This is a genomic window from Aeromonas sp. BIGb0445 (genome assembly GCF_024809075.1).
Lineage (GTDB): Bacteria > Pseudomonadota > Gammaproteobacteria > Enterobacterales > Aeromonadaceae > Aeromonas > Aeromonas rivuli.
The window spans coordinates 19281-31592 of the sequence record NZ_JANUES010000009.1 but is presented as its reverse complement, the minus strand read 5'-3'; the positions used below and the strand labels follow the sequence as shown (position 1 = coordinate 31592).

13 protein-coding genes are annotated in these 12312 nt (G+C 62.3%); 9 read left to right on the top strand and 4 right to left on the bottom strand.

The genetic code is table 11. The annotated features are described in order from the left end of the window. Positions 1 to 352: 352 nt before the first annotated feature. Positions 353 to 1117 (top strand): helix-turn-helix transcriptional regulator, encoded by a 765-nt coding sequence (locus M2367_RS15725; RefSeq protein WP_042044375.1) that lies wholly within the window; start codon positions 353 to 355, stop codon positions 1115 to 1117. 122 nt (positions 1118 to 1239) lie between these two features. Here the strand turns inward: M2367_RS15725 and M2367_RS15720 are convergent, their stop codons facing one another. Continuing rightward, on the bottom strand, positions 1240 to 1965 hold the full coding sequence (locus tag M2367_RS15720; RefSeq protein WP_259237219.1) for a UTRA domain-containing protein: 726 nt from the start codon (positions 1963 to 1965) through the stop codon (positions 1240 to 1242). A gap of 187 nt (positions 1966 to 2152) precedes the next feature. Between M2367_RS15720 and M2367_RS15715 the strand changes: the two genes are divergently transcribed. From M2367_RS15715 to M2367_RS15690, 6 genes are all read left to right on the top strand, one after another. After that, positions 2153 to 3214 carry an ABC transporter substrate-binding protein gene (locus M2367_RS15715; RefSeq protein ID WP_259237218.1) on the top strand — a complete coding sequence of 354 codons (1062 nt, stop codon included), beginning with the start codon at positions 2153 to 2155 and terminating at the stop codon, positions 3212 to 3214. A gap of 9 nt (positions 3215 to 3223) precedes the next feature. Continuing rightward, positions 3224 to 4057 carry an alkaline phosphatase family protein gene (locus tag M2367_RS15710; protein WP_259237217.1) on the top strand — a complete coding sequence of 278 codons (834 nt, stop codon included), beginning with the start codon at positions 3224 to 3226 and terminating at the stop codon, positions 4055 to 4057. Continuing rightward, positions 4057 to 4956, top strand: a complete 900-nt coding sequence (locus M2367_RS15705) for an ABC transporter permease subunit (RefSeq protein WP_224431435.1) — start codon at positions 4057 to 4059, stop codon at positions 4954 to 4956. The genes M2367_RS15710 and M2367_RS15705 overlap by 1 nt, the downstream gene beginning before the upstream one ends. Further along, positions 4949 to 5725, top strand: coding sequence for an ABC transporter permease (locus tag M2367_RS15700; protein ID WP_259237216.1), 777 nt, complete (start codon positions 4949 to 4951; stop codon positions 5723 to 5725). Before M2367_RS15705 ends, M2367_RS15700 begins: the two co-directional genes overlap by 8 nt. Positions 5726 to 5731: 6 nt before the next feature. Further along, positions 5732 to 6739 carry an ABC transporter ATP-binding protein gene (locus tag M2367_RS15695; protein WP_259237215.1) on the top strand — a complete coding sequence of 336 codons (1008 nt, stop codon included), beginning with the start codon at positions 5732 to 5734 and terminating at the stop codon, positions 6737 to 6739. Between the two features lie 85 nt (positions 6740 to 6824). Further along, positions 6825 to 7496, top strand: coding sequence for an HAD family phosphatase (locus M2367_RS15690; RefSeq protein ID WP_259237214.1), 672 nt, complete (start codon positions 6825 to 6827; stop codon positions 7494 to 7496). A gap of 105 nt (positions 7497 to 7601) precedes the next feature. On the opposite strand, the gene M2367_RS15685 is transcribed toward M2367_RS15690, so the two are convergent. Beyond that, a complete protein-coding gene (locus M2367_RS15685) occupies positions 7602 to 9185 on the bottom strand; it encodes a diguanylate cyclase (protein WP_404972883.1) in 1584 nt (527 codons plus the stop codon). 102 nt (positions 9186 to 9287) lie between these two features. On the opposite strand from M2367_RS15685, the gene M2367_RS15680 reads away from it, so the two are divergent. Both M2367_RS15680 and M2367_RS15675 read left to right on the top strand, forming a co-directional pair. Beyond that, positions 9288 to 9728 (top strand): DUF2214 family protein, encoded by a 441-nt coding sequence (locus M2367_RS15680; RefSeq protein ID WP_042044383.1) that lies wholly within the window; start codon positions 9288 to 9290, stop codon positions 9726 to 9728. Positions 9729 to 9851: 123 nt separating this feature from the next. Then, positions 9852 to 10757, top strand: coding sequence for a DMT family transporter (locus M2367_RS15675; protein ID WP_259237213.1), 906 nt, complete (start codon positions 9852 to 9854; stop codon positions 10755 to 10757). Positions 10758 to 10868: 111 nt separating this feature from the next. Here M2367_RS15675 and M2367_RS15670 read toward each other — a convergent pair whose 3' ends face one another. Together M2367_RS15670 and M2367_RS15665 are read right to left on the bottom strand one after the other, a co-directional pair. Further along, positions 10869 to 11726: a GyrI-like domain-containing protein gene (locus M2367_RS15670; RefSeq protein ID WP_259237212.1), complete on the bottom strand. Its 858-nt coding sequence runs from the start codon at positions 11724 to 11726 to the stop codon at positions 10869 to 10871. After that, on the bottom strand, positions 11723 to 12214 hold the full coding sequence (locus M2367_RS15665) for a GNAT family N-acetyltransferase (RefSeq protein WP_259237211.1): 492 nt from the start codon (positions 12212 to 12214) through the stop codon (positions 11723 to 11725). The genes M2367_RS15670 and M2367_RS15665 overlap by 4 nt, the downstream gene beginning before the upstream one ends. Between the last annotated feature and the right edge of the window lie 98 nt (positions 12215 to 12312).

The following is a 12312-nucleotide window of genomic DNA, read 5'->3' as shown; positions in this document are numbered from 1 at the left end:
GAACCCTGACGGGATCCGCTCAATTTGCCAGGAAAGAATAAAAACCTTTCGGTTTAAAAAAACCCTTAAATTGGAAGCAAACAATCGATTTCGCAACCAGGAAAGTCTCGAATTCGATTCGTGTTCGATTATGCGCGAACTGTTATTCCTCGCCAGCACTATGTTGCAGAGTTGAAGGATGTGCACCGCCCGGTGTCATTTTCTGCAACCTTTGCCCCAAACTGGTCAGATCATCCCGCTTATTTCGGCCGCTTGCTTTCTCCTGGTTTTTTAAAGTGTCAATATCTGAGCCCGAACCATGGAAAAGGTACACTTTTTGGCGGTTCATCAAATGCACATAAAGGAATGACGCATGACCTATAGCCAGACCCTGGCCATTAACATTCTCGACACCCTCAAGAAGACGCTGATCGACAAGGGGATCCGTTATCAGACCCTGGCGGAGGCGATGAATGTCTCCATCGCGACGATCAAACGGATGATGAACAAGCCATCACTGCCCTTTGATACCCTGTTGGAGATCTGCCATCTGGTGGGTCTGTCATTCGAGGAGCTGCTCGAACGCACTCAGGAGGCCCAGAGCCGCCGCGCCGTCTTCACCCAGGAACAAGATGAGTCCTTCCACAACGAGCCCGGCCTCTACGCCTTCCTCGCCAACATCTTCTGGCGTGACAAGACCCTCATCGACCTGAAGCGGGAGTACGGCCTGACCGATGCCTCCTGCTACCTCTATCTGCGCAAGCTGGAGAAGCTTGGCATATTGCAGCTCGGCATCGACAACAGCTTCCATTTCCTCATCAGCGAGCGGATCAACTTCGAGCAGCACAGCCGCTTCGCCCGCCAGCAGGCACGCCAGGCCATGTCTGTGCTTGGCGACTATCTGGTGGAAAACATGCACAAACAGAACAACTACATGGCGCTCTGTCAGCTCCATCTGGACGAGAGCGAGGCGTTCGCCCTGATCGAGCGGATGAAGGAGTACTGGCATCAGGAGCTCAAGCTCAACCGCCCCGCCATCGGCCAGCGGGAAGACACCAAGACCTACACCATGTCGCTGCAGCTGGCGGACTGCGGTTACCAGAGCTTCGACGATCTCATCCCCAACATCGACGGCTAGGACTCAGCGCAGACCTCGCCCTGCGGGGGGAGGTCTATTTCCCTCAAACGCCAGCGCTCAGCCACGGCTAACAGGACGGGTATCCAGCGCGATGCAGATTGCCATAGCGCTGACGCCAGTGCTCAACCATGCCGGATAGGACGGGTATCCAGCGCGATGCAGATTGCATCGGGACGCCAGTGCTCTATATCACAGTCGATCAAGGCGCCCGCCTGGTCATAGTTGACCCGCACCAACCGCAGCACGGGGCTGCCCTGGGCCAGGTTGAGCACCCGCGCAATCTCTCCCCGTGCCGCCACCGGTGTCACCTCCAGCCGTGCGCCCCCCTGCCCCATGCCATATTCGCGCAGATAGAGCTCGGTGAGCGACCCCGCCAGCGGTTGACTCTCGATACCAGGAAAACGGGTCGCCAGCAGATGATGGCTGACGTGGAGCACGGGGCGGCCATCGATGAGGCGCTGACGGCGGATCCCGAACAGTGGGGTAAAGGGGGTGATGGCCATCCAGCGACAGAGATCACTGCTGGCCAGTTCGCTGCCCTGACCGAGCAAACGGGTCTCGGCGCTGCGCTGCTGCTCGGCGATCCACTGATGAAAGTGGGTGTGACGAGCCGGGTCATAGACGAGCCTGGGGGGCGCCACGAACCAGCCGCGCCGCTCGGCCCGGTAGATGATCCCCTCGGCCTCCATGGTCGAGAGCGCCTCCTTGACCGTGATGCGGGTGGTGGCGAAACGCTCGCTCAAGGCTCGCTCGGCGGGCAATTGCTGGCCCGCCGTCAGTTGCCCACTCGCGATGTAGCGGTGCAGCGTCTGGCAAATTTGTTCACTCTTGGTGAGCGGTCTGGTCACGAGCCTGTCCTGGCATAGTCCAACGAATCGAATGCCACGCTTATATCCCGCCCAGATGAAGCTGCCATGACAGTGGCTCAGGCAAGAAAATGTCATCCAATCGCCACAAAAGCGCCCCGCCACCGTCACATTCCCCCCCTAGCATCGTCCTCGAACCTTAACTGACCTAGTCCAGAAGGATGGGATGATGAAAACCTTGATCGCAAGTGCACTGGCCATCGCGGCCATCAGTCAGCCGTTTTTTGCAACCAATAGCTATGCCGCCGAAAATATCGCGGATCTGGAGAAGGCCGCCCGTGGCGAAGGCCAGCTCAACAGCATCGGCATGCCCGACAGCTGGGCGAACTGGAAGGACACCTGGCAACAGATCGGCAGCGTCTATGGCATCAAGCATCAGGATACCGACATGAGCTCGGCGCAGGAGATCGCCAAGTTCGCCGCCGAGAAGGCCAATGCCACCGCCGATATCGGTGACGTGGGCGGCGCCTTCGGCCCGGTTGCGGTCAAGCAGGGGGTCACCCAGCCCTACAAGCCCTCCACCTGGGCCGACATTCCCAACTGGGCCAAAGATGCGGACGGTCACTGGATGCTGGCCTATACCGGCACCATCGCCTTCCTGATCAACAAGGATCTGGTCAAGGCCGCCCCCACCAGCTGGCAATCCCTGCTGGGTGGCGACTACAAGGTGACCCTGGGTGACGTGGGCGTGGCCTCCCAGGCCAACAACGGCGTGCTGGCGGCAGCCTATGCCACCGGTGGCAGCGAGAAGAACCTCAAGCCTGCATTGGAGCTGTTCGGCCAGCTGGCCAAGCAAGGTCGCCTGTCACTGAACGACCCGACCATAGCCAACATCGAGAAGGGCGAAGTGGAAGTGGGTGTGCTGTGGGACTTCAACGCCCTGAACTACCGCGACCAGATCGACCCCAAGAAGTTTGATGTGGTGATCCCGAGCGACGGCTCCGTCATCGCCGGTTACACCACCATCATCAACAAGTGGGCCAAGAACCCCAACGCCGCCAAACTGGCCCGTGAATACATCCTCTCCGATGCCGGTCAAATCAACCTGGCCCGTGGCTACGCCCGCCCCATCCGCAGCAACGTGACCCTGCCGGATGACGTCAAGGCCAAGCTGCTGCCCGCCGAGCAGTATGCCAATGCCAAGCCGGTGCAGGATCATGCCGCCTGGGAGCAGAGCTCCAAGGCCCTGCCGCGCCAGTGGCAAGAAACCGTCATGATCAACATGCAGTAAGGAAATCCAGTGCAACACAAGGTGATAGTGGTACTTGTGGATGGCCTGGCAGCCGAGGTAGCCCATTGCATGGGCTACCTTTTCGGCATGGTGGAGGCGGGGCGCGGCCTGCATACGACCCTGAGCTCTGCCCTGCCCTCCCTCTCCCGGCCCCTCTACGAGTGCATCCTGACCGGCGTGCCGCCGGTGGCGAGCGGCATCACCCACAACGGGGTGAGTCGCCTCAGTCTGCATGACTCCATCTTCCATCTGGCCCGCGCGGCAGGCAAAGGCACAGCAGCGGCGGCCTATTACTGGGTGAGCGAACTCTACAACCGCAGCCCCTGGCTGGGGTTGCGGGATCGCTATACCCATGACGAGCAACTGCCCATCCAGCACGGCTGCTTCTACTGGGATGACAACTACCCCGACAGCCATCTGCTGATGGATGGCGAGTGGCTCAGAACCCAACATGATCCCGATTTTCTGCTGATCCACCCCATGGGAGTGGATGACGCCGGCCACAAGTTTGGCCTCGATTCACGCCAGTACCGCAATCAGGCGCGCCGGATGGACAGCCTGTTGGCCGATCTGCTGCCCCTGTGGCTAGGAGAGGGGTATCAGGTGGTGATCACCTCGGATCACGGCATGAACGAGGATCTCAGCCACGGCGGCACTCTGCCCGAAGAGCGCACCGTGCCGCTCTGGCTGTTTGGTGATGCCTTCGTCGAACACTGGCCGGATGGGGTGGTGATCGCCCAGACCCAGCTCTGCGCCCTGATGGCCGACCTGCTGAGGGCTCCTCACGACAAGCCGGTGGCTCCCCCGCTGCTCAAGGCGGCCTTTATGCGCGAGGTGCACTGATGATGCCTGCAACCACCGAGATCCTGCTGGATCAACCCGCAGCAACCCGGCGCCAGGCGCGCCGCCACTGGCTGCCCGCCCTGGTGCTGCTGCCCTTTGTCCTCTTGATGATCCTGTTCCAGCTCGCCCCCATGGTCTGGGTGCTGGTGGGCAGTTTTCAAACCCCCGATGGCTGGGGCCTCGCCCATTACCGGGAGATTTTGAGCTCCCCCTTCTACCTGCAATCCTTCACCAACTCCTTACGCATCGCCGGCATCGCCAGTCTAGGGGGGCTTGCCATCGGCACCCTGGGGGCGGCGGCGCTGCGCCACAGCGGCGAGCGGGTCAAACGGCTGCTGCTGGCCTTTGTCACCATGACCGGCAACTTCAGCGGGGTGCCGCTGGCGTTCGCCTTCATCATCATTCTCGGCATCAACGGTGCCGTCACCCTGTTGCTGAAATCCTGGGGGCTGATCGACGGCTTCAACCTCTACTCGGGGTCTGGCCTCATCCTCATCTACACCTACTTCCAGATCCCCCTCGCCCTGCTGCTGCTCTATCCGGCCTTCGATGCGCTGCAGGATGAGTGGCCCCAGGCCGCCGCCCTGCTTGGCGCCAGCAAGAGGCAGTATGTGTGGCACGTGGCGCTGCCGGTGCTCACCCCCGCCCTGCTCGGCACCCTGATCATCCTGTTTGCCAATGCGGTGGGGGCCTATGCCTCCGCCTACGCCCTCACCACGGGCAACTTCAATCTGGTGACCATACGGGTGGCGAGCCTGGTCTCCGGCGACATCTTCCTCGAGCCCAATCTGGCGGCGGCGCTGGCGGTGATCCTGATGGTGCTGCTGGGGGTGGTGACGGCCGCCAACCAGTGGCTGCTGAAAAAGAGCTATGTGAACAAGGGGAACCAGCATGCGTGACCTGAAACCGAGCTGGCCACGCTGGGTGCTGGGAGCGCTGGTCGCCACCCTGCTGCTGCCGCTGCTGGCCACTTTTCTCTACTCCATCTCCACCCGCTGGGGGGCGACCCTGCTGCCGGATGGCTTCACCCTCGACTGGTATCTCAAGCTGTGGGGTGACCCGCGCTTTCTGGCGGCCTTTGGCCGAAGCCTGCTGGTCTGCTTCGCCACCCTGCTGCTGGGTACCCTGGTGCTGGTACCGACCGTGCTGGTGGTGGCCTACTACTTCCCCAAGCTGGATCCCTGGATGAACCTGCTGATCCTGCTGCCCTTCGCGGTGCCGCCTGTGGTCTCCTCGGTGGGGCTGCTGCAGATCTACGCCGACGGCCCCCTGCCCATCATCGGCACGCCGTGGATCCTCATCGGCACCTGGTTCACAGTGGTGTTGCCCTTCATGTACCGGGCGCTGGCCAACAGCCTGCAGGGTGTACCGCTCAGGGATCTGATGGATGCAGCCCATCTGCTGGGGGCGAGCAGCGCCCGTGCCTTTCTGCTGGTGGTGATCCCCTGCCTGCGCAAGGGGCTGCTGGCGGCGCTGTTTCTCTCCCTCTCCTTCCTGCTCGGTGAGTTCGTGTTTGCCAACATGCTGGTGGGCACCCGCTACGAGACCCTGCAGGTCTATCTCTACAACATGAGGTCCACCTCGGGCCACTTCACCAGCGCGTTGGTGATGAGCTACTTCCTGCTGACCCTGCTGCTCACCTGGGCGGCCAACAGATTTCATCGGTGATCCAAGATGTTTCATTTAGAAGTCAATCAGTTGCACAAATCCTACGGCGACACCAAGGTGTTCGAGGGGATCGAATTCGGCATCCGCAAGGGGGAGCTGGTGACCCTGCTCGGCCCCTCCGGCTGCGGAAAGTCCACCCTGTTGCGGGCCCTGGCCGGGCTCACTCCGGTGGATGGTGGTCAGGTGCGGGTGGCCGGGGAAGAGATCACCTGGCAGGCGCCCCAGAAGCGGGGCATCGGCATGGTGTTCCAGAGCTATGCGCTCTTCCCCAACATGACGGTGTGGGACAACGTCGCCTTCGGCCTCAAGATGAAGCCCCAGCCGGGACGGGAATTGGCGGCCAGCGTGAAAGAGGCACTGGCGCTGGTGGAGCTGGACGGCTTCGAGCGCCGCTATCCGGGGGAGCTCTCCGGCGGTCAGCGCCAGCGGGTGGCGCTGGCGCGGGCTTTGGTAGTGCGGCCAAGGATCCTGCTGCTGGACGAGCCGCTCTCGGCGCTGGATGCCCGCATCCGCCGCAGCCTGCGCCAGCAGATCCGCGAGATCCAGCAGCGCCTCGAGCTCACCACCATCTTCGTCACCCACGATCAGGAGGAGGCGCTGACCCTGTCGGATCGGGTGTTCCTGATGAACAAGGGGTCCATCGTCCAGAGCGGCACGCCTGAGCAGATCTACACCCAGCCCGCCGATGAGTTCGTGGCGAGCTTTATCGGCCATTACAACCTGCTGGCTCCCGAACAGGCCAACAAGTGGCTGGGGGGAACACGCAGCACCAAGCTGGCACTGCGTCCCGAGGCCATTGCGCTATTGCCTCAGGAGGCCTGCCCTCCCGAGCCCCATCTGCCGGGAGTGATACGCCACCAGCAGTTGCTCGGCAACATCATCCGCTATCAGGTGGCGTGCGAGGCCGGGTTGCTGACGGTGGACGTCCTCAACCGCTCGGCCCGGGATCTGCTGCCGGTCGGCAGCGCCGTCACCCTGGCGGTGGCCCGGGATCAGCTGTGTGAGGTAGCATAAGCCGAGGGTTTGCATGCTCTTTTCAGCGGTGGCGCGGCCAGGGTGCCGCCCCGCCAGCCCCCCGTATTCATAGCAAGGAGCCGAGATGGCACTGGCACTGTTTGATTTGGATGAGACCCTGATTGCCGGGGATTCCGCCAGCCTCTGGCTGGAGTACATGGTGGCCCAGGAGCTGGCCCCGGTGAGCATGGTGGCCGAGGAGCAGGCCATGATGTCCCTCTACCATCAGGGCAAGCTGGACATGCACCAATACATGGCCTTCACCCTGCAACCCCTGGCGGGCAAATCCAGAGCCTGGCTCGATGGCCAGTGCCAGCACTTTGCCGAGCAAGTGTTGCGCGAGCGGATCTATCCGGAGGGGCTGGCCCGCATCGACTGGCATCGAAAACAGGGGGATACCCTGGTGCTGATCTCCGCCTCCGGCGAGCATCTGGTCGCCCCCATGGCGCGCATGTTGGGCATGGATCACTGCATCGCCATCCTGCTCGACGAAGAGGAAGGCCTGCTGACCGGCCAGACCCGGGGTACCCTGAGCTTTCGAGAGGGCAAGGTGGCGCGCATCAACCAGCTGTTTGGCGGGCTTGACGACCCCTGGCAGGAGAGTTTTGGTTACAGCGACTCCCACAACGATCTGCCCATGCTGCAGGCTGTGACTCATCCCCATGGGGTCAATCCTGCCCCCCGCCTTCGCCAAGCCGCCGAGCAGGCGGGTTGGCCCTGCCTGCAGTGGCAACTCGCCGAGACAAAGGTGCCGTAACGGACAGGGGCAGAGACAGCCTGACGCCCCATGAAAAAGGAGAGGAGGCCAGCGCTCTCCTCTCCTTGTTCCATCCAGAAGCCGGCGAAAACAGCCTGGCCCTGACTATACCTGCCTGAGCAGGGGTTCGGGGTCAGAGGCCGGCTCTCCCGCTTGATAGCAGCGATTCTTGCCCGCCCGCTTGGCGCGATAGACCTCGGCATCCGCCGCGACGATCAACTCCTTGGCCTCCCGGGCCTGGCCACTGGCCACCAGACCGCCGCTCAGGGTGACCCGCAACCCGGGTTCACGCCACGTCAGGCTGGCTACCCGCTCACGAAACTCGTCGAGCAGGGCGAAGATCATGCGCTGATCCTCCCCCGTCAGCAGGGCCACCAGCTCCTCGCCACCATAGCGACAGACCCAGCCCCGCTCGCCCAACTGCTCCATGGCCAGGGTGGCAACCCGCTTGAGCACCATGTCCCCGGTGTGGTGACCAAAGGTGTCGTTGACCCCTTTGAAGTCGTCGAGGTCGAACATGGCGAGGAAGAAGGGCTCCCTCTCGCTCAGCAATTCAGCCAACTGGTCATCGAAGAAACGGCGGTTGTAGAGGCCGGTCAGCTTGTCGAGGTTCGCCAGCTGGCGTACTTCATGAAGATCCTGACTGGTTGCGGCCAGCTCGGCATAGATATGTTTCAGCTCCTGTATGCTGCCCACCTGGGTCGCAGAGGGATCATGCCGGCTGTAGCGGATCATCCGGGCAATCTCGTTGAGCATGCGCCTGAAATAGCGGGTCCAGACGATGGCCAGTACCAGGTAGAGCACGGAGGCCAGCACCACCATGAGCTGCACGTTGAGGGAGGCGCGGGCCACCGTCTGATTCAGGCTGGCCGCAGGCTTGACACTGACCAGCACCCACCCCTGCTCCGGCAAGTGGCTGTAGGAGACAAACTGGCGATTTTCTTCGTCGAAGAAGAGCCCCCTGTCGTCGGTAAAGTGCCTGAGCCAACCGGGATGGGGCATCATCTTGAACAGCTGCTTGGGATCAGGGTGGGCCAGCTGGCGACCCGAGGCACTGATGATGCTCTGATAGCCATCTTCACCGGGCCGATTGAGCAGGAGTGAAAGGGGCTGCAACTGGGAGTCGATTGCAAAGACACCCAGGATCTTGCCCTGCTCGTCGGTGAGCGTCTTCGCGATGGAGATCAGCAAATTTCCCGTGGTGTAATCGTAATAGGGTTCGGTCCAGACCCGCTGACCCGGGTGCGCCAAGGCCAGTTGATACCAGGGCCGGGTACGGGGATCATAGGCCGGGTTATGATCCCAGTCCGGGTAGCTGAGCACCAGGCGCCGCTCGGTGCCGAGGTAGATGGCGATAATATCCGAGGCCAGCCCCTTGTAGAGCTGCCAGTCATGGCGGTAGCTGTGGGTGTTGCCGAGTTCACTGCCGCCGACATCCCCGGCCTTCACTTGGTCATAGATAAGGGTAAACTGTCGTTCCAGCTCGGCCAGGTAGGGCTCAACCAGGCTCTCACGCAGCTGGCTGTTATTGGCGCTGAGCCGCTGCTCCAGCTCCTGTTGCAGGCTACGGGCCATGTGCAGATAGTAAATGCCCCCCAACACCAGCACGGGAATAAAGAGCACAAGCAGGCCCAGCCGCATGCGGCTCACCAGAGACCAGTGCTTTTTGGTGGTAGGAGACTTGCTCAAGCTTGACTCCGGTGACAGGGACATTTGAGCCAGATTAACAGCCCGTCACGACGGCGTCCAAAGGAAGAGAGAGATGTGCACTGACCCACAACCTGCGCTGCCATGCTGACTCACGACAACTGGATCGCGGTGCATTTTTGCGCCCTGATCCTGCTCACCGGCGCCCTCACCTCCGAGTATTTTCTGTTCAGGCGCGGCATGTCCATCGAGCAGGTGCGCAAGTTGCTGATCGCCGATGGTCTGGCGGCGCTGGCCCTGCTGCTGCTGTTCATCAGTGGCCTGATGCAACTCTACGCAGAGCCTCAGGGCCCGATCGCACTGCTGCAATTGCCCAGCTACCGGCTCAAACTGGTGCTCTTCATGCTGATGGCGCTGAGTTTCGGCTATCCGAGCCGCCTCTTCTATCGCTGGCGCCAATCCCTGCGGCGGGGCAGGGCTCCCATGGTGTCGACGCAACAGCAGCTGTGGGTGATCTGGATACTGCGCATCGACCTGCTGCTGCTGATGCTGATCCCGCTGCTGGCCCATAGCTCCAGCTCCTGACCCATTCAATACTCGCAGCCAGTCACAGGGGCCTGGCTGAGCTCGGCCAAGACAAACGCCATGGCTGTCGGTATGGTGGCACAGGAAGGAAGTTCAACTTTTTGATTTCAGGGATGAAACCTTATGCGTTCTAACATGATGTTGCTGATGGCCGCCGCCATCTGGGGGCTGGGCTTCGTCGCCCAGCGGCTGGGAATGGATCACATGGGGCCTTACACCTTCAATGGCCTGCGCTTCCTGCTCGGGGCCCTCTCGCTCCTGCCCCTGCTCTGGTGGCTAAAATCCCGTCAACCGACGCAACCTCGCGCTGAGGATAACCCGCGCCTGCTGCTGATCGGCGGCACCCTGGCGGGGGGCGTGCTGTTTTGCGCCGCCTCCCTGCAACAGGTGGGACTGCTCTATACCACGGCCGCCAAGGCAGGCTTCATCACCGGTCTCTACATCATATTGGTGCCGGTGCTCGGCTTGGCGCTGCGCCACAAGACGGGGGCCAACACCTGGGTCGGCGCCCTCATCGCCATGGTCGGGCTCTATGTGCTCAGCGTGACCGATGATTTCACCATCGGCTATGGCGACCTGCTGCAGGTGATCGGCGCCCTGTTCTGGGCCATTCACCTGCTGGTGCTGGATCACTACTCGAACCGGGTCGCCCCTATCCGCCTGGCCGGGGTGCAATTCGTGGTGTGTGGCCTGCTCAGTCTTGGCACGGCTTTCATCATCGAAACCCCGACCCTGAGCGGTGCCGTGGCGGGTTGGCAGGCCCTGCTCTACGCGGGGCTGGTCTCGGTCGGCATCGGCTACACCTTGCAGGTGGTCGGCCAGCGCGGTGCCCATCCTGCCCATGCCGCCATCATCCTCAGCCTGGAGACAGTGTTCGCCGCCATCGGTGGTGTGCTGCTGCTCGGCGAGATCCTCGATGAACGCGCCGTCATCGGCTGCATCCTGATGCTGATCGGTATGCTTCTCTCCCAGATCAGACTGCGCTGGTGGTGGAAATCCCGCCGGGACAAGGTGCCCAGCCAGCCCTGATACGGGCAGTATGCTGCGCGGCGGCGCGGGAAAGAAGGTGCCGCCGGGATGGGGCCACCCACCCCCAATAAAACGAGGCGCCTCTGGGCGCCTCGTTTTATTGCCGCCCCCTTATCGCACGCTGGAGCAGAAGCTGACATCGTCCTGCAGGGGATCGTTGCTCACGCTGTGATAGAGCTCGAAACAGGGGCCGCTGCCAAACTCCAGTCCGGCGGACACTATGTCGCCTATGTGCTCCTGCCAGCGCGGCCCGTACTGGTTGCGATCCGTGATGAGGTAGCGGGACTGGGCGTAGCGCCCGGCGGGGATAAGCTGGGTTTCCACCTCCCCCGTCCCCTGGGTCCCCACCGGCACCGTGACACCTATGTCGGTGCGACACTGGGCCGGCGGTGTCACTTGCGGGTTGTCATGGTAGATGAAGATCCACTCCCCCCCTTCCAGATCGCGGGGCGCGGCCCACTGGTGCAGGCGGTTGCAGACGGCGTCATAGCCTTCGCCATAGGGGCCTGTGACCCGGATATAGGCCAGGGTGCGGGCATCCATCTCGACGGTTTTCATGGTGTTGCTCCTTGCTGATGAGTGGCCTTCAGCATAAGAGAGGGGGGCACCCCATGCGTGTCCATCCTTGCGCTCATGGTGTCCGTTCTTGCCCTTGTCACGGCGAAACTCCCCCGGGGTGCAGCCATAGTGACGGCGAAACGCCTTGGCAAAGGCCTGGGAGCTGGCCAGACCCGCCCCCAGAGCGATGGCGGTGACGCTGGCGTCTGTGTAGCAGAGCTGCCAGGCCGCCCGCTGCATCCGCAGCCGCCGGCACATCTCCCCCGGCGCCTCCCCCACAACAGCGGTGAACACCCGATGGAAGTGGTAGAGGGAGAGGCAGGCGCGGCTCGCCAGCTCCTCGATGGAGAGATCCGGCTCCTGCTCCAGCGCCCGCAGCACGGGAGTCAGGCGCTCGCGATAGTCGATCATGACAGACGGATCCGCCCCATATGCAGGGCATCGACGAAGCGCCCTTCACGAAATGCATAGGCGGGTGAGCAACCTTCCTGCTCGAAGCCGAACTTGCGGTAGAGCGCGATGGCGGCCGCGTTGTCGCTGTAGACCGTCAGCTCGAGCCGCTGCAGGTTGAGCCAGTTGTCCGCCAGATCCACCGCCGCCCCCAGCAGGGCCGAGCCCACCCCGCGGCCGGCCCAGTCATCCCGGACCCCCATGCCCATGCCAGCCACATGGCGACGACGTGGATTCGGCTCGAGCCAGAGCCCCAGATCGCCGACCAGCAGCTCATCAACCATGGCCACCAGGCCGTAGCCGCTACGCTCGGCCAACCGTTTCTGCCACATTGCCAGGGTCGGATAGGGCATCTGCAGGGTGCCTGCCTGAGCCTTTGGCATGGCATAGAGATCCCGCAACCCCTGGGCATCCCCGGCCTCAGCCTGACGAATCCTGATATCAACCATCCCCTCTCCTCCCTGATGCGTGAACGTCCGTCCAAAATAGCGCCCTTTGTGTCCGTAGCCAACTCCATTAGGGCTACCTATCAAACACTTAGAACTGA